Origin of the sequence: Fibrobacter sp. UWH4, assembly GCF_900142475.1 — a bacterium.
Lineage (GTDB): Bacteria > Fibrobacterota > Fibrobacteria > Fibrobacterales > Fibrobacteraceae > Fibrobacter.
The window spans coordinates 279,916-299,208 of the sequence record NZ_FRAY01000005.1; the positions used below are offsets into that span (position 1 = coordinate 279,916).

Sequence of the window (19,293 nt, forward strand, 5' to 3'; positions counted from 1 at the left end):
TAACGGTGTATGGGTGGGGAGTGCCTTTATAAGGCATTTTCTGCAACGTTGAATTACAATCTGGTAAAAAAAACTTACCTTATTGCTATGAAAGAGAAAATTTATTTTATCAAAATGTCGCTTTTGGTGGCATTGATTGTTGCCGCTTGTAGTAATTCCGAACCTTATCAGGAAGGGGGCTGTGGTAGCTGTTCGACAGTGCTGGACGATGTTGGGAATCTCGCAGATATGCTTCTTGTTGCTGGATCCAACGATGTTGTTAAACTCGGGAGCAACGCCCCTGGGTCAAAATTAAATGAGAAACCTGAAATGAAGGTTGTGTTGGACTATGATTATTATTTAGATGCTCATGAAACCACCTGTGGTGATTATGTTTTGTTCATGAAGGAATATGGAGCGAAAGAAAGTTTTGCTCGGAATTTTAAATGCTTTGAAGATTCTCTTCCTATTGTGGATGTGACTTATTTTGATGCGGTCCTTTTTGCTAATGCTAAAAGCGTTGCCGACGGAATGGATTCGGTGTATAGTTATTCTAACGCCTTTTTTGATGAAAGTGGCCACTGTACGGATTTGAAAGGCCTTGTTTTTCATGTGGATCGGAAAGGCTTTCGTTTGCCAACAGAAGCGGAATGGGTGAAAGCGGCTGCGAGTGACTTTGATGTCCGGAGCAGTTGGAATAATGAAAACTCTGAATTTAAATCTCATGAAGTGTGCTCGCGAAAAATGGATAAGCGTGGTTTCTGTGATTTAGCTGGGAATGTAATGGAATGGGTTAATGACTGGCTAGGAGTTTTTCGCGATACGACTGTATCGAATTATGTCGGAGCTCCTGATGGCGGTTCCCTTGGTGAACGGGTTATAAAAGGGGGTGCGTTCAATGCGGATCCCTCCAATATTAATACGTATAGTCGAGGAGATGTCTATACAGTTACTTCATCTACAAGAACAAATTATGTAGGTTTCCGCTTGGCGATTGGAACTATTCCGAATGCGGTTTGGATGGGTGCTGATGGTGTCCCAAAGACAAGTATCGTTAATTTGTTGTCGTCATCTACAGATATCTATTCTTATACGAAGTCATATAATGTTAAACTTGCTTTTAGGAATGATGAAACGGGAAATGTCGCGTTTATTGATTATGCCGATGGCGCACAATCTGTGATAGAAATTCAGGATACAATCGATGCTTATCATCCTGAAATTTCCCCTGATGGAAATAAGGTAGCTTTCTGCACCAAATTGGAAGGCGTTGCAGGAAAATCGGCTTTGTATGTTCGTGATTTAGATGTAAATGGTCGTGGGCTTGTTAGACTTGATGTTGCAAGCGCCTCAATTCCACGATGGAGTGTCCTAGAAAACGGAGATACGGTCATCACGTATGTGACTGATGCAGGAAGTAATCAAAACGAAGTGACTTGGAAAAAATATAGTACATGGCAGGTTCCTTTTTCAAGAGGGACTTTTGGTTCTCCTAAAAAAATAATGGATGGCTCCTTTCATGGAGGAGTTAGCAAAGACGGAAGTTTTGCTGTGACTGGATCGCAATTACTTAGGATTCGCATAAATTCAAAAGATTCCTTGTGGTACAATGGCGAACAGGCTTGCAATGTGTCTATGGCTCAGGACGATAGTAAACGTACGGCGTTCCTTGACTTTGGTGGAAAAACGGGACAAGCTTATGTGGGGCACAGATACGGGGTTCACCAAAATATATTGATTGCTGATAGCACGGGTAAGTTAATTCAATATGTAACGGCTCCAGTCGGATATGCTTTTGACCATAGTGAATGGGCGGTTGGTAGTGTGAAAGAAAATATTGTAGCGACATTAACAAATCCGGATGGTGCGCATAAGAAAATCGTGCTTGTAAACCTTGAGGAAGGGGTGTTGTTAGATCTTGCTGAAGGAAATGAATTGTGGCATCCGAGTATTTGGATTAAGGGTGGGAACTCAGCGCTTTCTAGCAGTGGCACAAATGAAGGTGTCTCGTCTAGCAGTGCTGTCATGGAGTTGGATGACAAACAATCAAGTAGCTCAATAATTAATTACGAATTTGATCCAGATAGTGTAGGAATGTACTATAATAATTCTGGAGCATGCAGTTATGCCTTATATTATCGGTACAAAATGGAATTTCTTTGGCAATATAAGGATTCTGCTAATGTTGTCATTGTTGGTTCATCTAGATCGTATTATGGTGTGATGCCGCAGAAGTTTAAAAAACCAATAATCGCTGTGAATTTAGCTGTTCCAACAGGTATTATGAGAGGAAGTAAATATTTTCTGGATAATTATGTAATTCCTCATTATGGACATCTAAAGGCTATTGTCATATCGCTTGATTTAGACCGCTCTGATGATTTGGGACTTGCTGATTATAACCTTTTTTATAAAACATACGAGTCGTATTCGGGGTATGTTTATGATAAAAAGCATGATTTTTGGAAAGGCTACAATACTAATAAATTGTATGATGCTACTTATAATGCGCTTGGATCAAATGAACTTGCTTCGACGTTGCGTCCAACGGCTGGTTATCCTTCTGGAAGTGGCTACTCTAGTTGGGGAAATCCCTTTGTTCAGAATGATTCAAATTCTATTTCAGCTAAATCGCCTGTTTTTGAGACGAATTTTAATATGCTGAAGGATTTGGCTAAGACATGTCAAGAAAATAATATCGTTTTGGTGGGTGTGTTTTTCCCGTTGAATCCTAAGTATCGTGAAACGGGGGCTTATGGAAGGCACGGCCTTCGCAGGAGTGAGGCTCCTGCCATAATTGAGAAAATACAGAAATTAAATGAGGCTTATCCGAACTTTATTATATTTGATGAAAATAAAATGGGAAACCATGATTACACAGATGAAATGGCTCGAGATACGGACCATCTAGGCGATTTAGGGGCTGCTCAAATGAGCTTGCGTTTGGATTCTCTATTGCAGAATCAAAATATAAATTGGGAAGAATAATTTAACGACTTGTTTAGTAGGATGTTTTTTTAAATTTGAGGAGAATGTTGTTTCGACGATTGTTCTGGTTTTTGCCGCTAGTTCCCCTCTCGCTTTTTGCCCGCGAGACGGTTTCACCGGTGCGCGCTCCCGAAAGTTTTGTGCTGCTGGGGGCCATTGCGGAACTCCGCGATGATGTTTATAGTGGCGATATCAATGTGGCGGGGGAGTATGCGCCCTGCAACTGCTTTAGCATCTATGGGGATTTTGCCTACCGACTCGTAAGTTACGAGTGGAATACGATGGCGCACGACCAGATTCACGAGATGGTGAACTTGCAGGTGAACGGGCTCAACGAATCGTACCTGGGCATGAAACTGGCGCCTTTCCCGTTTGCAGGCGTCGATGTCAGCTGGAGGTTTCCGCCGCGTGAAGGTTCCCGCGTGAACCGTTTCCATCGGCTGGGCGTTTCGCCTTTTGGCCTCTATGAATTCTCGCGGAACATGACTCTCGGTGCTGCGGCGGAATACTTTACTTTCCTCGAAGAACGCGACTTTCAGCCGGGCGACGAGCTTGGCCTCAAGGGATCTATTTCGTGGAAGTTCCTGTGGGATCGTGACGATCATTCGGGCTGGAAATTCGACTATGTTTTCCTGTACCGCTGGCGAATCCAGGAATCCGAAAACTTGAGTCTGCAGAAACCATATCGCAATATGGATGACCTTTATCGCGGGTACAAGATGCGCCTAGATGCGGCGCGTTATTTTTCTTCGTTCGGCAACTCTCTCGGCGTAGCCCTTTTCTACGAGATGAATCGCGGGTACCTGTTCGGGATGGAAACGGGGCACACTTTAGGTTTGTATGCAAAGTTCTTGTTCCTATAAGGCGGTCTTGATTGGTAACGGTACCATGGGGCAGCGGCACAAGCGGCTGTTCGAAGAAGTCGGTGTAGAATTTATCGGTGTCGTGGACACTGCAACCGAGGCGGCAACCCTGTTTGAACAAATCGCTGCCGGAGCCCTGGCTCCTGATTTTGCCATTGTCGCGTCTCCTGCGGTAACGCACGATGAATACGTGAAAAAATGCATCGACATAAAGCTCCCTGTGCTTGTGGAAAAGCCGGTTTTCGTCTCGGCTGTTGCAGCGATGGAATACCAGAAACTTGCCCTTGAACGGAACGCGTTTGTCTTTGTCGGCCATTCGGAACGTTACAACCCTGCGATCGAGAATTTTTCGAAAACGGTCTTTTTTAAGGAGATGCGGGAATACTTGAAATATTGGTATCTGCAGAAAAAAGATGCGGGCCCGGTGAGTTTCAAGTTTACGCGAACGCATGGGTTTTCGCCGCGCAACCGCGATGTCCCCGTGGAATACGACCTGATGATTCACGACATGGACTTGCTTAGTTTCTTTGGCGACAAGAACGCCATGATGTACAAGTCGTTTCGTTGCGAGGAATTGTCTGACGACCGTGTCCACGCTTTCTATGACTTGAGGACGCTCAAGGCTGAATTTATCGCAGACCGAAACTCCGCCAAGGATTCCCGTATGGTAGAAATTTCGATGAACGGCCTTTCTACATCACTGGATCTGGGGGCCTATCGAAACGGCAATCCGGCGTATGCGCTGCAAAAGGAGCATCAGGCATTTCTAAATTATTTGAACTCGTACAGGAATTCGGCGCAAGACGAGGTTCACGAGTACGATTGGTATGGAGACTTTTACGACGCCTGCAACGCGGTCATAATGGTTTCGTTGATTGGTGAAGTGTACAGAAAGGGGAGAGCGGATGAATCCGATGCAAAATAAGTTTGTGCCTGCGCTTTTGTGGTTCTGCACGGCGCTCGCCTTTGCCTATATTCCCGGCGAGTCGGGTTTTGTGTCGCTCGCAAATGAACACGGTATTTGGGGCAACCCGGCGGGGCTTACCGCTTTTGATTCCAAGGGTGCGTTGGTGAGCTACGATTACGATGACGGCATCAAGAACTTCCGTATCGGTGGCAATCTGGACCATTGGGCGGCGGGCTTCGATTACACGCAGGGGCCCGATCACTTGGATTTGTCCCGCTGGAGCCTCACGCACGGTAACGACTTGTGGAACCGCAGCATCTTTGTCGGTGAACGCGTCACGGCTCTCCGCAGCGCTGACTTTACCGGCACCGAATGGGGCTTGGACCTCGGCGTGATGATCCGCCCGTTCAGTTTCCTTTCTGTGGGCTATTCCTGCGACAATGTACTTTATACGGGGCCGCAGGCTCCCGACCGTATACAGAACCTGGGCGCGACGGTTCGTTTCGGGCCTCTGATGAGCGTGAGCTACGATGTGGAGGATTTCGAAAATCACCGCTTGCTGGTGGAACTGGGCATGTACGGTGCCCGCTGGGGACTCCGCATTCCGCTTTATGGTGACGATGAATACCAGCTGAGCTTCTCGATGGCTTTCGGCGGTTACAATAACGTCGCGGTGCATGTCTACGACGACCTGTTGCCGAAGGGTGTTGCGTGGGGCTACCACAGCGCACGTAATCCGGAAGCATCGTTGAGTGCGCAGATTATTCGCGTTCCGCTTGATATTGAAGTTTCCGAGACCGAAGACGAATTCGCCTTTTTCCGCAAGAATTCGATTTATCTTTGGCATGTCCGTAATTTATTCGAACACATGTTGCGCGACCCTGCCTCGGGGCTTGTGATCTTGGACTTTTCCGGGTACAAGGGCAATGTCGGTATTTCGAGTGAAATTGACCGCTACGTGCAAAAGCTCAAGGCCCGTGGCGGCAAGGTAATTGCCTATATGGATGACATTCGCCCTGCGGTATTATTGGCGTCTGCGCATGTGGACCGCATCGTGGTGGAGCCTTCGGCGCACATGAACTGGCGCGGTTTTGGCGGAAACGTGCTCTTTTACAAGGGACTTTTCGACAAGCTCGGCGTGAAGGTGGAATTCCTGCGTCACGGCAAGTTCAAGTCGGCGGTGGAACCTTACGTGGCCGATTCGATGTCTGCGGAATCCCGCTCCAACCTGGATTCGCTTTATTCGGACTTGTGGACGGCGATGCAGACCTATATATCGATGCGCTATGCGGGTGGCGCTAGGGCTTCCGCTGCGGCCATGAGCCAGGCTTATGCGCATCTGGATTCCCTGGCGAAACAGCCTTTAGTGACGGCGTCTGCCGCAAAGCGCGCGGGCCTCGTCGATACGCTGCTTTACCTCGATCAGGTTCCTTCTTATGCGCTCAAGACGTTCTTCGGCATCGATTACCCGCAGGCATCTTACCGCACCTGGTATCCGACGGACAAGCGGATTTTCAACGAGAGCTGGAATCGCCGGGCATCGGTCGCGCTCCTGAATATCGACGGGACGATCGATTCGCGTATGGAACGCTCCGTTCTGGAATCTCTCCGCAAGTTGCCCGCGACGGGTGCCGAGGCGTTGATCGTTCGCATTTCTTCGCCGGGTGGTTCCGCAATCGCTTCGGACAAGATTTGGGCGGCACTCCGCCATGTGAGCGAACAGGGAATTCCCGTGGTTTCAAGCATCGGCTACATGGGGGCTTCGGGCGGTTACTACATTGCCTGCGCGGGCGACCGGATTTTGGCGGAGCCCATGGCGATTGTCGGGAGCATCGGCATTTATGGCGGCAAGATCGATGTGTCGGGACTGATGTCGAAAATCGGGCTGAAGGCCGAAACGGTCAAGACGCATGAGTATGCGGATGCGACGACTTTTACGCGCCCCTGGAGTGATGCGGAAAAGGCGGCGTTGCAGCAGTATATGGATGAGTTCTACGATCGCTTTACGGGAGTTGTCTCGAAGGCGACGGGAATTCCGCAGGCAACTGTCGATACGGCGTACGGTGGCGGTCGCGTGATGATTGGCGTCAAGGCGCTTCAGGCTGGTCTGGTGCATGATCTCGGCGGCATTGACGATGCGATTGCCGCTGCAAAACAGTTGGCGCATATCGGCGAATCGACCGACGTGGATTTGATGGTGCTCGGCTCGGGAAATTCGTTTACGTTGCCCGCGTTCGGCGCCAAGTTGGGAGGCAAGAACCTGACGGATTTCTCGGATTGGGCTGACTACCTTTATGATCTAGGCCGTCCGCAACTTTGGGCGATTGAACCGGCCTTGTTTGAATCGTCGTTACTGGGTGTTGAATAATGCTTTCTATTGTCTTGACTGTTCTCGGTTGCCTTACGATCTCGGCGTTCTGCTCCGTGACGGAGGCGTCGTTCTATAGTGTCCCGCCTGCGATCATCGATTTTTTGCAGAAGCATAAAAAGTTTACCGCGCGCTACATGGTGCACGTGAAGGAAAATATCGACCGCTACATCGCTTCGGTGCTGGTGGTGAATACGATTGCGAATACCGTGGGCGCGTCCTTGGCGACGGCGCTTGCCGTGAAGAATCTACCTCCGATTGGGCAGGTGTCGCTCCCGATTGTCTTGACGATTTTAATTTTGCTGTTCGGCGAAATTACCCCGAAGACTTTGGGCGTCAAGCAGGCGAAAGTCGTGGCGCCCTTGGTTGCCGTTCCGTTCTACTACATTACCATCGTTCTTTCTTGGACGGGAGTCATTTGGCTGTGCCTTACGCTCACCAAGCATTGGACCCGCGAAAAGGAAGACAAGAAGGACGTGAGCATCGATGACATCAACAGCCTCGTGAGCCTTGGCCTCCGCGAAGATGTGATTGACCGTCAGCAGTCCCTGGTCATCAAGAATATCCTGGCGCTGAAATCGGTGCCGGTGCGCAAGGTGATGACGCCCCGCCAGGTGGTATTTTCGCTCAAGGCGGATTCTACCATCGGCGAAACGTTGGATGAACGCGGTAACTGGCCATTCTCGCGAGTGCCGCTTTACGAAAAGGGGAAGGACAACTGGATCGGAATTGTGCTTCGCCGCGACGCGTACAACAAACTCGCCGAAGGACTCCGCGATGTAAAGCTCCGACAGATGATGCGGCCGCTGCAGCTTATTCCTGACAGTCTTACTTTGGACAAGCTGCTTCTCCGTTTCTTGAAACAGCGGGGGCATATCGTGGGTGTTGTCGATGAGTGGGGTGCCATTGCCGGCATCGTGAGCCTCGAAGACGTACTCGAAGAAATCCTCGGCCGCGAAATTGTGGATGAATACGACGAAAACGTGGACCTCCAGGAAACAGCACGCCGCCGCTCCAAGGCCCTCGCCCGCATCCGCCAACAACAAAAGAACTTAGAACTTAGAACATTTTCTTCTCTCTAAGCTCTGAGAGCGAAGCGGTCTAAGTTCTGCCAACTTTTTATTATGGAAAAAATAAAGCCTAACTACTTTCCTGCGCTTGACGGTCTCCGTCTTTTAGCGAGTATAAACATCGTGATGCTTCATTTGGGTAGCTCCTCGGCGCTCAATTATATGGCGGACTTCAAGTGGGTTATGCCCATTATCAATGCGCCGGCTTTTGCGGCGGGGATCTTCTACGTGCTGGCAGGTTTCCTTTTCGCGAGCAAGTTTAGCGACCCAGAACGCCGCATCCCGGTAGTCCCCTTTATGTTTGCGCGAATCGCGAAGCTTTACCGCCTGCATTTCTTCATGACGCTCCTGATGTTCGTGGTGCTTGTCTTCAAGTTCAGCGGCTACACGCACTTGCCCGCCTTGAATGAAATAGGTGACTGCGCCGCGGCGGGCCTCGCCAAGATGACACACCCGTGGCGGAGCCTCTTCTTGCACCTTTCGCTCACCTGGTCCATTGTCCCTGATTTGGGCATGAAACTGAATGAGCCATCGTGGTCATTGACGAGTTTCTTCGTGTGCTATGCGGTGACTCCCTGGTTTAGCCGCTGGCTTTTCAAACAGAGCGATCGCACACTCTGGGTGCTTTTCGGAACGCTCTTTATTCCGGGTATTCTGTGGGCGACCTTCTTCGGCCTCTCGGATAATCTATGGTTTGACAGCTACGACGCCAAGTACCGTTTCTTCCACATTTTTGCGCCGGTGCGAATTTTTGAATACCTGTTTGGCATGGTGCTTTTCAGACTCTTCAAGGAAGGTCATTTCGATTTCTTGAAACGGAGATTCATGAGCGGTGCCGCGCAGTTCCTGATGCTCGCTGCTATTTACGGGAGCCTTTTCCTGATGCGTCCGGAACTGAACCCCGGCTTCAACTATTTCTTCCACCATTCGCTCCCGATTATGTTGTACGGACTGTTCCTGGTTTCGCTCCTTACGGGCGAGGGCTTCATGGCGAGTTTCTTCTGCATTGGAATCGTTCGCAAGATTGGACGCGCGTCCTTTTACCCGTATCTGATTCACTTGCCGATCATCACGATTGCCTGGGGCATTTGCAACTTGAACCGCCCGAAGAATACGATCCTCCTGCTCCTCTTTATTTACACCGTGAGCACGCTCTACAGCGAATTCAAGGTGTGGCGCCGTAAAAAGCAGAAGGCAAAACTGCAGGCAGCCTCTTCCACCGCGCCGCCAACCAAATAAGCGTTCTGCAAAAAAGCTCTCCGAACGAATCGGAGAGCTTTTTGTGTGCAGGAGTAAAATGTTACATCTCTTCGAGTTCCTTGCCCTTCGTCTCCTTGATGAACCTTGCCACGAAGAAGATGCTGAAAATGGCGAAGAACGAGTAGATGGCGTAGGTGGGGCCGACTCCGATACCGTCTTTGCCGGTAAGCACCGGGAAAGTCCATGTGACCACGAAGTTCGCGAACCACTGGGCAAGTCCGCAAATGGCAATCGCGATGGTACGGATGCGGTTGTTGAACATTTCGCCGAGCATCACCCACATGACCGGTCCCCACGTTGCGGCGAAGAAGGTGATGTAGAGGTTCGCTGCAATCAGGGCGATGATGGCGGCATGTCCCGGGAGGCTTCCGCTTTCGCCCGCACTCATGAAGCAGAGCGTAAGTGTGCTCAAGGTGACTGCCATGCCGATACTACCAATCAACAAGAGCGGTTTTCGGCCAATCTTGTCAATGAGCATAATTGCGACCACGGTCATCACCAAGTTGACTGCGCTCGAAATCACGCTTGTGAGGAAGGCGTCGCTTTCACCGAAGCCCACACTCTGCCAGAGCATTGTCCCATAATAGAAAATCACGTTGATGCCTACCAACTGCTGCAAAATGGCGAGGCCGAGGCCAGCCCACAGAACCGGCGAAACCTTTTCCTTGCCGTCAATAATTTCGAGCATGTCGGTAAATTTGGCGGATTTCTTGTTTTTAAAGGTGGACTGAATCGTTTCGACTTCTTTGTCGATGCCTTCGGGGTTGATCATGGCGAGTACTTTCTTGGCCTGGTCAAGATAGCCCTTGCGGACAAGGTAACGCGGCGATTCGGGAAGTTTCCAGGCGGCATAACCGTAAATCACGGCCGGAATGACTTCGACCCAGAACATCACCTGCCAGGCCTTGATGTTGCCGAACATGGGAGCGTTTGCAGACCCCGCGATGCGTACAATCAGGTAGTTCGACAGCAGCGCCACGAAGATACCGATCACGATGGCGAACTGTTGCATCGACCCTAGTCGCCCTCGCAAATGGGCGGGTGCCGTTTCGGCGATGTAAATCGGGGCGATAATACTTGCCATACCGATGCCGAGACCGCCGATGACGCGCCACATGATAAAGTCAGGAATGCCGAAGGGAATGCCCGAACCGATGGCGCTTAAAACGAAAAGGTCCGATGCGAAAAGCATGCAACGCACGCGGCCCAGGGCGTCGGCGATTTTACCTGCAAAAAATGCACCGATGGCTGCACCGATCAGCGCAAGCGAAACGGACCAGGCAAGTTCATAATCCGTTGCGTTGAAGTGAACTTTCAGGGCCCCGTTGGCACCGTTGATTACGGACGAGTCAAAGCCGAATAGGAATCCGCCAATCGCTGCGGAGAGGGTAATCAGGACAATGTGCCTGAGGTTGGAATTTGTATTTGTCATAACTATACCGTATGGATGGGTTATGACTAACAATATATTTGTTTGTTCGCAAAAATGCCATATCAAATAATCAAAATAAAAGGAATTTTTTATTCCAAATTGGAATAATCTAGATTGGAATAATTGAATTTTTTGCCGCATTTGAAACCGAAGGTTTCCACGCTCATGGCTCACAGCCTGGCCGAAGGCCGAGAGGTAACCCATGTTTCGTGAAGTAAAGAAAGAAGAGACGTTGCGCAAGCGCCAACTTCTTCGCCTCGGTCATGGGAGCCTGTAAACAGTCTCCCGCGACTCTCGGCTTGCGAAGTTGTCCCGCAAATCGAAGAGCGCGTGCTTTCCCTTTTGAATTCTTAGTCAGTTTTTTCTAAATTTCCCCGCGTAAATTTTATAGAGGTTATTATAATGGCTTTGTTTCGCGAAGTAGATAAAAACGAGACGTTCCCTGATATTGAGGAACGAGTTCTTACCTTGTGGGATAAGGATGAATCGTTCAAGAAGTCGCTGGACTCCCGTCCGGAAACTGAACCGTACACTTTCTACGATGGCCCTCCGTTTGCAACGGGCCTTCCGCACTACGGTCACTTGCTTGCCGGTACCATCAAGGATATCGTTCCGCGTTACTGGACCATGAAGGGCAAGAAGGTTCCCCGCGGTTTCGGTTGGGACTGCCACGGCCTTCCGATTGAATCTCTCGTGCAGAACGAACTCGGTCTCGCGGGCGTTGCCGAAATCCAGAAGCTCGGCGTCGACAAGTTCAACGAAACCTGCCGCGGCAAGGTGCTCAAGTACACCAGCGAATGGAAGAAGACGGTGCGCCGCATGGGCCGCTGGGTGGACTTCGACAAGGGCTACAAGACCATGGACAAGAACTTCATGGAATCTGTGTGGTGGGTGTTCAAGCAGTGCTTCGACAAGGGCCTCATCTACCAGGGCTACCGCATCCAGCCGTATAGCCCGGCGCTTGCCACTCCGCTTTCGAACTTCGAAACGAACCAGGGCTATAAGGACCGTCAGGACCCGTCACTCACGCTGATTTTCCCGATCAACTCGAACGAGCCCAAGTTCAAGGATACGAGCATCCTCGTGTGGACGACGACCCCGTGGACGCTTTACTCCAACTTCTGCATCGTTGTGGGCCCGGACATGGACTACAACCTGGTGGAACAGGACGGCAAGAAGTACTGGATTGCCGCAAGCCGTACCGCCGCCTACTTCAAGAACCCGAACATCGTGGATACCTGCAAGGGTTCCGAACTCGTGGGCAAGGACTACGAGCCGCTCTCCCGCATTTCCGATGCGTTTGTGACGCCGGACCAGCTGTCCCGCCACTACAAGATTTACCCGGCCGACTACGTGAGTACCGAAGACGGTACCGGCGCCGTGCATACCGCTCCATCCTTCGGTGAAGAAGACTTCCAGAAGGGCGCAGAACTCGACCTCGGCCTTTTCGACCCGCTGGATACCGAAGGCAAGTTCACCGACAAGGTCCCGATGTGGAAGGGCCTGGGTGCCAAGGAAGCCGACAAGGAAATTATCCGCTACTTCAAGGAACAGGGCCGCGTGTTCAAGCAGGACGTGATTGTCCATAGCTACCCGCACTGCTGGCGTACCGGCGTTCCTCTGATTTACCGCGCCCTCAAGACTTGGTTCCTGAAGATTGACGCCCCTGTCACGAGCAAGGACGGCGTGACCAAGACTCTGAAGGAATGGATGGTCGAAAACAACCAGACCGTGAACTGGGTGCCGGACCACATCAAGAACGGACGCTTTGGCAAGTGGCTCGAAGGCGCCCGCGACTGGAACCTTTCCCGTAACCGCTTCTGGGGTACGCCGATTCCGGTGTGGCTCAGCGACGACGGCGACATGATTGCCGTGGGCAGCATCGAAGAATTGCAGCAACTCACTGGCGTGAAGCTCGATGACTTGCACAAGCATTTTGTGGACAAGCTTACCATTGAAAAGGACGGCAAGGTTTACCGCCGCACGCCTGAAGTGTTCGACTGCTGGTTCGAATCCGGCTCCATGCCGTATGCCAGCCGCCATTACCCGTTCGAAAACAAGGAACTGGTGGAACGCAGCTTCCCGGCGGACTTCATCGCCGAAGGCCTCGACCAGACCCGCGGTTGGTTCTACACGCTGACGGTGCTTTCTAACGCTTTGTTCCAAAAGCCCGCATTCAAGAACGTGATTGTGAACGGTATCATCTTGGCCGAAGACGGTTCCAAGATGAGCAAGTCCAAGCGCAACTACCCGGACCCGAACGACCTCATCGAACGCACGGGTGCCGACGCAATTCGCTTGTTCATGATCAACTCCGCCGCTTTGAAGGCTGAAGACCTCCGCTTCAGCGAAGAAGGCGTGAAGGGCATCGTGAAGCAGGTGATGTTGCCGCTCTGGAACGCCGTGGCATTCTTTGTGTCTAACCACAACGCCGACGCTGCCAAGGGCCAGCTCAACTGGAAGCCGGGTCAGGAAGTCAAGAGCGAAAACGAACTTGACCGCTGGATGCTTGCAACGCTGCAGGATTTGGCCGCCAAGGTCGAAGTGGAAATGAAGGCTTACCGCCTGTACAACGTGGTGCCCGCCGTGATTGCCGCGGTGGATGACCTCACGAACTGGTACGTGCGCCGCAGCCGTCGCCGTTTCTGGAAGAGCGAAAACGATGGCGACAAGAATGCCGCCTACGCCACCATGTACAAGGTGCTGGTGGACTTTTCCAAGATTCTCGCTCCGTTCCTCCCGCTCCTCGCCGAAGAAATCTACCAGATTCTCGTTCGCGAAGTCGATGCCAACGCTCCGGTGAGCGTACACCTCTGCGAATTCCCGAGCGCCGACAAGTCCCTGATGGACGAAAAGCTTGTGGAACGCATCGCCATGGTGCGTGGCATGGTCGAAATGGGCCGCGTGATTCGCGCTACGAACAACGTAAAGAACCGTATGCCGATTGCCAGCATGACGGTCGTTGCTCATGGCACCGAAGAAAAGAATGTTGCTGAAACGATGAAGGACTTGATCCTCGAAGAACTCAATGTTCGCGAAATGAAGTTCCTCGAAGATGAGACGAAACTCGTGAAACTTTCCGCCAAGCCGAACTTCCTTGCCATCAAGGCGAAGGGCCCGGATTACGCGAAGAACATGAAGGTGATTTCTGCCAAGCTCAACAGCCTCTCGGTTGACGAAATCAAGGCTCTGCAGAATGGCGAAACCATCAAGTTCGACTTCGGTGAAGTCGGTGCCGATTGCCTGATGCTTAACCGCATCGTGGCCGATGGCATGGCCGTGGAAGCCAACCAGCACTTCACCGTGGCTCTGGACTTGAAGATTACCGACGAACTCCGCCGCGCCTGCGTGGCCCGCGAACTCGTGAACCGCATCCAGAACCGCCGTAAGGATCAGAACTTTGCAATCTCTGACCGTATCAGCATTGAACTTTATTCTGAAAGTGAAGTGCTGAAGCAGGCTGTGAAGGAAAACGAATCTTACATCAAGGGCGAGACGCAGGCTGATGCTATCGTGTGGAAGGATTCTGCAACAGGCTTGCAGGATACTGATGCTGACGGCGAAAAGGTTGCTGTCGAAACAGTGAGATAGGCCTCGAAGCCAACGACGCTGATGGTGACAACTGCAAAAGGCGAGAGTCGCGACCGTGCTTGCACGGGCATGACCGAGCCGCAGCAGTTGGTGCTCGAAGAGCACAGCCTTTCAGCTTTACGACGGTTAAGGCTTAATCAAAGAGAATGGTTTAAATCAAAAATGGCGTTCCCCGTGGGAGCGCCGTTTCCTTTTTTCTGAAAATTATCTATCTTCAAAACGAAAGAACAGAGATGATCTGAAGAGAGAAAAATGGGTGATATAAAAGTATTCATCAGCAGTGTTCAGCGAGAGTTTGCTTGCGAACGACGACTCTTGTGCGATTATATCCGGACGGATTCCCTGCTCGGTCGATTCTTTGTGCCGTTTATTTTTGAGGATATGCCTGCATCCGAGGTTTCTGCACAAAAGGCGTATCTTGCTCAAGCTGCCGAAAGCCATATTTATTTGGGTATTTTCGGCACGCAATACGGCTACGAGGACTCTGAGGGCGTTTCACCCACGGAACGTGAATACGATACAGCAAAGGCTCATTTTGTACATCGGTTGGTGTACACGTTGCGAACTGAATCCAAGCGAGAGCCAAAGGAACAAGTTTTTGTAAAGAAGGTCGAGCAGGAACTTGTTCGTCGCAGCTTTACCACCTACGAAGAACTGCGCACTGCTGTTTACAACTCCCTCATTGATTATCTGGAACAAAAGGAATTCATTCGTAAGGCTCCCTTTGATGCTGCGGCTCATCCGGTTGCAACTTACGATGATATTGACCCTGAGCGGGTGCGGACATTCATCAACAGGGCAAAGGAAAAACGCAATTTCCCGCTGACATTTGCCGATGGTATGGAAAAGATTTTTTCGGGCATACATGTATTGACGGATGACGGTCGCTTGACAAATTCAGCTCTACTCCTTTTTGCCAAGGATCCGCAACGGTTCTTCCGCACATCGGAGGTTCGCTGCGCTCAGTTCTATGGCACAAAAGTGGAAAAACCCATCCGCAATTATCAAGTGTTCGCTGGTTCGCTCTTTGAGATGATAGATAAGGCCGTTGGTTTCGTAATGTCGCGTATAGACGCTCGCGTGGGTACTCGCGACCATTCGGCGGATGCTCCTGTGGATTACGAATTGCCGGAAAGTGCCGTGGCAGAAGCTATTGCCAATGCCGTTGCGCATCGTGACTATACCAGCAATGCCAGCGTGCAGGTGATGCTTTTTCGTGATCGTGTCGAGATTTGGAACCCTGGACGGCTTCCCGATGGTTTTACTGTACAGAAACTGCGTGAAATGCATTCGTCTGAGCCCACAAATCCCGTCATTGCGCACCCGTTGTTCCTTGCCGGCTATATTGAGCATTTGGGAACAGGAACGACCGATTTGATAGCGGCCTGTGAACAATATGGTCTCCAGACACCGGAATTTTACCAGGCAGAAGACTTCCGCACGGTCATATATCGTAAGACAAAGGTGTCAGACCCCGATGAAAAAGTAACCAACTCCAGCGAAAAGGTAACCAACCTTGACAAAAAAGTAACCAACTTAGGCGGGGAAGTAACCAAGCATGGTGGAAAAGGTGATAAAATGCGTCTTACTGCCAAGCAGCAAAAGGTACTGGAATTTTGCAATGAAATGCCCCGAACGGCACAAGAAATTTTGGACATGTTAGGCGTGAAAAATCAAACAAAGACCCGTCAGCAATATACTACCAAATTGGTTATGATGGGTATGCTTCGCCCGACTACCACGGCTTCCCATGATCCAAACCGCAAATACATCACGTCGCATGGCGAACGGGATGATTAAGCCCCCATTACAACTTGGAACAGCCCTTTTCCTTTACAATTTGCTCCAAATTCGCCTTTTTTATGGCAAAAACGCTCGTTTTTGTAAACTTTTAGGACTTTTTTCTCGTTTTTATGTTATTTTTTAAAGAGTAAAAGAGTTTTTGCTCTTGTTCTCTAGATGAAATGTGCAAATTTCAAATAACCGAGGACAAGACGAACGCTCACGCAGGTATGCCGTTTTTGCGGTATGCTTCAGTTTGTCGTACCGACTTTTTGGTCGGTCTTTGGTCGTATAGACCAAGGGCAACAGCCCTTTTGGGGCGTGGGTCGTTTGTGTTTATCGGTTATTAGGCATGCACAGCCTCATCTAGGTAAATGCAACGATCTGCGCCTTTTTTTGTATTCTCTCGAAAATTGGCTTGGCTTCCGAGTGGAACAAGACATAATCTCGCCAAATCATAAACTTAAACGGCTTGATACATCAAAGGAGTCAGCTATCATGGAATTTTCAATTCAAGGAAAGACCCTATCTTTTTCCGACAACCAGATTGAAATCGCAAAAATATTGAAGCATTACCATAAGTTGGCTTCGGAGGGCAGAGAGGTTGCTAGAGTTCTTCTTATTGCAAGAAAATTCACTCCTATTCAATTTGTAAAAAACGGCGATAACTTTGCTTTGGCTATTATCGGTTCTTATGGAGAGCAGGTTATCCAGGATTTTATCAATAAGGGCTTTTTCTCTTATGATGAAAGTAAACTAAAGAAAGATTTTGAAGATACGTTTAATTTCAACGATGAATGGGAAGAGCTTATTGCTCCAATGGTTGAAATCATACAAAAGAACCAAGACACGCAGTTGTATCGAGAATTCCGCAAAGAAGAACGTGGACGTGTCGTTGGCGGGGGATTTGGCTTGGAAGGCGCCTTGAAAGGTTTTGTTGCTGCAGGTGCTTTGAATATGGCATCCGATATTGGACACAGCATATTCAATAGTATTGCAAATGCAATTGATGAAACTTCGCAAGAAACACAACTTAAAGAACTTTTCAATGAAGATCTTATTGATGATTATCTTGAACTTGTTTATGATGGAATTTACTCTTTTGGAAAGGTGTTCGTTCAAAAGTTGGTAGATTACGATTTTATGGATCCTGATGATTTGGGTAATTTATTCAATGAAGGTAAACAGAAAGAGTATTGATCCATTTTTCTTAATCTTTTAAAAAATCGAATTCCCGAAACAGAACGCGTGAATGTTGCGTTGCATTTGATTGAATGTTCTCCATATGAACATGGCGAGTATTACGAATACTTGAAAAAGAATGTTGCAGACCATGATGCCGATCAAGTAGTCGCAATGAAGTCAATGATGTATGCTCGCAATAGTCGGTATGCTCTATCTGACTTTTCGGAAGATGTCGTGAAGCCAACGGAATTTGATATCGCAGTGGGTCAAAAAATTGAAAAAACATACGGCATTAGAATTCCAATTTTGTTCGAAGGAAAGAAAGAACAGCCTAAGGTCGAAAAGAAAGAAGTGAAAACATCATCTTCTGTTGAACAGAAAAAAGATGCCGAAATTTCTCAGGCAAAAGCCCCTGAGAAGACATCTATATTTACGGCTATTCATGGATGTACTTGGTTTGTAGTGGTGGCTGTTGCGATTGCAATTGCTTTAAATTACTATAATCATCCGATTCTAAGCAATCTAAGTCTTCTTGTGACGATGGCGGTTGACTTTTTCATAATTGGCATTGGTATTTTTGCAATTGCAGATATGTGGGGACATATAACGAATCAAAAGCAGACGATTTTTGAAGAAATGGGGAAAAATTCGGATTCGGTCTTTTTTGCCAAAGCTTCAGGAGGAAGTTTTGTCATAACTTTGATAACTCTAATTATGTTTGTTGTAATGCTGTTTATTTGCAGGATTCACTATTTTACAATCACGTTTTGGTTTATGGTTGCGGCAGGATTAATTAATTTGTTGATTCTTCCGTTTATTGTGTTGTTTGGACTAAAAAATCTTGGAGATTCTGCAAAGAAAAAAAGTTCCCAAAATAAACAAAAAGAAAGGCGGAATGACAAAGAAATTAGCGTAGAAAAAGAGAATGAAAAATAATATGATGCAGGATGATTATGTTGATTAATGTTAAGAGCTGTTTGCAAAAGGGAGCGGCTGTATGTTTTGTGATGCTTTTATCTTCTTGTATGGAAACAAAAACATTGGAATCTTTTGATTTTGAGTACTCAGCTCTTTGTGATGATGTCAAGTGCTCTGAAATAATCAATCCCGAATCAACGGCTTTGTATAAGCAGACGAATCTTCGTGGGGAAATAGAAAATAATCTCAAAAATATGAAAGCCCTACTTAATGCAGCTCGATCAGAAGCTGATTATCAAGAGGGTTTTCGAGCCTATCAGGCAGCCGAATTATTTTACGCTTTTCATGGTGTCCCCTTCAAAGTTCAGTTTTCGGAAATGACAGGAATTCCATTTTTTGGAGATGGAAAGAAAATAGATATAAAAGGCGGCTATCTTGAATTTTCTTCTTTAATCGAAAAAGAGGGGAAAAAAGGAAATTCCCATATATACACTATTAGTGACAAAGACCATAAGTTTATAGTGATTGTTCCAATAGATATGCTTTCTTATCCTATAATTGTTTTATTAGACGCAAATAGCGAAGCCAGAGTTATTTTGGGAAAGAGTAAAAACTTCTTGGATGTTGAACGTATTTTCATGAAAACATTGGGTGGGTGAACACATTTGCGTTAGGGATAGTGACCCCTTGGGGCGGCGCTGAGGCGCCGTTTTATGAGGTTGGGCGGGAACGGAGTGAACCGGGCAACCCATAAAATATAGCCCGACCCACGAAGTGGGCGGACAGCACTTAACAACTTGTTGTTTAGTGCGCATGGCCACCAAGGTGGGGAACGCCCTAAAAAAGAAGAACTCAACGTTCGCGAAATGAAGTTCCTCGGAGACGACAAATGTGTAAGGCGAGAGTCGCGACCGTGCTTGCACGGGCATGACCGAGCCGCAGCAGTTGGT

At 48.8% G+C, this 19,293-nt stretch carries 12 protein-coding genes; 11 read left to right on the top strand and 1 reads right to left on the bottom strand.

What is annotated here, in order from left to right; translation table 11 throughout:
- The first annotated feature begins 87 nt into the window (after positions 1 to 87).
- The 6 genes from BUA93_RS11015 to BUA93_RS11040 are packed head-to-tail and all read left to right on the top strand — an operon-like array spanning position 88 to position 9,414.
- Entirely contained in the window at positions 88 to 2,967 is a 2,880-nt protein-coding gene (locus tag BUA93_RS11015; protein ID WP_072979551.1) for a TIGR02171 family lipoprotein, read from the top strand.
- Positions 2,968 to 3,011: 44 nt separating this feature from the next.
- Complete coding sequence (locus BUA93_RS11020) at positions 3,012 to 3,830, top strand: hypothetical protein (RefSeq protein ID WP_139257998.1); 819 nt, start codon at positions 3,012 to 3,014, stop codon at positions 3,828 to 3,830.
- Positions 3,808 to 4,755, top strand: coding sequence for a Gfo/Idh/MocA family protein (locus BUA93_RS11025; protein WP_083597369.1), 948 nt, complete (start codon positions 3,808 to 3,810; stop codon positions 4,753 to 4,755). Before BUA93_RS11020 ends, BUA93_RS11025 begins: the two co-directional genes overlap by 23 nt.
- Entirely contained in the window at positions 4,745 to 7,105 is a 2,361-nt protein-coding gene (sppA, locus tag BUA93_RS11030) for a signal peptide peptidase SppA (RefSeq protein WP_072979553.1), read from the top strand. The genes BUA93_RS11025 and sppA overlap by 11 nt, the downstream gene beginning before the upstream one ends.
- Positions 7,105 to 8,187 carry a hemolysin family protein gene (locus BUA93_RS11035; protein WP_072979354.1) on the top strand — a complete coding sequence of 361 codons (1,083 nt, stop codon included), beginning with the start codon at positions 7,105 to 7,107 and terminating at the stop codon, positions 8,185 to 8,187. Before sppA ends, BUA93_RS11035 begins: the two co-directional genes overlap by 1 nt.
- A gap of 42 nt (positions 8,188 to 8,229) precedes the next feature.
- Positions 8,230 to 9,414, top strand: coding sequence for an acyltransferase family protein (locus BUA93_RS11040; RefSeq protein ID WP_072979356.1), 1,185 nt, complete (start codon positions 8,230 to 8,232; stop codon positions 9,412 to 9,414).
- A gap of 61 nt (positions 9,415 to 9,475) precedes the next feature.
- Here the strand turns inward: BUA93_RS11040 and BUA93_RS11045 are convergent, their stop codons facing one another.
- Positions 9,476 to 10,867 carry a sugar porter family MFS transporter gene (locus BUA93_RS11045; protein WP_072979358.1) on the bottom strand — a complete coding sequence of 464 codons (1,392 nt, stop codon included), beginning with the start codon at positions 10,865 to 10,867 and terminating at the stop codon, positions 9,476 to 9,478.
- A gap of 402 nt (positions 10,868 to 11,269) precedes the next feature.
- On the opposite strand from BUA93_RS11045, the gene ileS reads away from it, so the two are divergent.
- The 5 genes from ileS (at position 11,270) to BUA93_RS11070 (ending at position 19,002) form a co-directional block, all read left to right on the top strand.
- A complete protein-coding gene (gene ileS, locus BUA93_RS11050) occupies positions 11,270 to 14,458 on the top strand; it encodes an isoleucine--tRNA ligase (protein ID WP_254793946.1) in 3,189 nt (1,062 codons plus the stop codon).
- Positions 14,459 to 14,710: 252 nt separating this feature from the next.
- On the top strand, positions 14,711 to 16,258 hold the full coding sequence (locus tag BUA93_RS11055) for an ATP-binding protein (RefSeq protein WP_072979360.1): 1,548 nt from the start codon (positions 14,711 to 14,713) through the stop codon (positions 16,256 to 16,258).
- A 228-nt stretch (positions 16,259 to 16,486) separates the two neighbouring features.
- Entirely contained in the window at positions 16,487 to 17,440 is a 954-nt protein-coding gene (locus BUA93_RS11060) for a hypothetical protein (RefSeq protein ID WP_072979362.1), read from the top strand.
- A 48-nt stretch (positions 17,441 to 17,488) separates the two neighbouring features.
- Positions 17,489 to 18,361, top strand: coding sequence for a hypothetical protein (locus BUA93_RS11065; RefSeq protein ID WP_072979364.1), 873 nt, complete (start codon positions 17,489 to 17,491; stop codon positions 18,359 to 18,361).
- An 11-nt stretch (positions 18,362 to 18,372) separates the two neighbouring features.
- Positions 18,373 to 19,002: a hypothetical protein gene (locus BUA93_RS11070; RefSeq protein WP_072979366.1), complete on the top strand. Its 630-nt coding sequence runs from the start codon at positions 18,373 to 18,375 to the stop codon at positions 19,000 to 19,002.
- Positions 19,003 to 19,293 lie beyond the last annotated feature (291 nt).

Excerpts from the sequence above, each read along its gene's own strand:
- BUA93_RS11015 (WP_072979551.1), top strand. The coding sequence starts at position 88 with ATGAAAGAGAAAATTTATTTTATCAAAATGTCGCTTTTGGTGGCATTG.
- BUA93_RS11020 (WP_139257998.1), top strand. The coding sequence starts at position 3,012 with ATGTTGTTTCGACGATTGTTCTGGTTTTTGCCGCTAGTTCCCCTCTCG.
- BUA93_RS11025 (WP_083597369.1), top strand. The coding sequence starts at position 3,808 with ATGCAAAGTTCTTGTTCCTATAAGGCGGTCTTGATTGGTAACGGTACC.
- sppA (WP_072979553.1), top strand. The coding sequence starts at position 4,745 with ATGCAAAATAAGTTTGTGCCTGCGCTTTTGTGGTTCTGCACGGCGCTC.
- BUA93_RS11035 (WP_072979354.1), top strand. The coding sequence starts at position 7,105 with ATGCTTTCTATTGTCTTGACTGTTCTCGGTTGCCTTACGATCTCGGCG.
- BUA93_RS11040 (WP_072979356.1), top strand. The coding sequence starts at position 8,230 with ATGGAAAAAATAAAGCCTAACTACTTTCCTGCGCTTGACGGTCTCCGT.
- BUA93_RS11045 (WP_072979358.1), bottom strand. The coding sequence starts at position 10,867 with ATGACAAATACAAATTCCAACCTCAGGCACATTGTCCTGATTACCCTC.
- ileS (WP_254793946.1), top strand. The coding sequence starts at position 11,270 with ATGGCTTTGTTTCGCGAAGTAGATAAAAACGAGACGTTCCCTGATATT.
- BUA93_RS11055 (WP_072979360.1), top strand. The coding sequence starts at position 14,711 with ATGGGTGATATAAAAGTATTCATCAGCAGTGTTCAGCGAGAGTTTGCT.
- BUA93_RS11060 (WP_072979362.1), top strand. The coding sequence starts at position 16,487 with ATGCTTCAGTTTGTCGTACCGACTTTTTGGTCGGTCTTTGGTCGTATA.
- BUA93_RS11070 (WP_072979366.1), top strand. The coding sequence starts at position 18,373 with ATGATTATGTTGATTAATGTTAAGAGCTGTTTGCAAAAGGGAGCGGCT.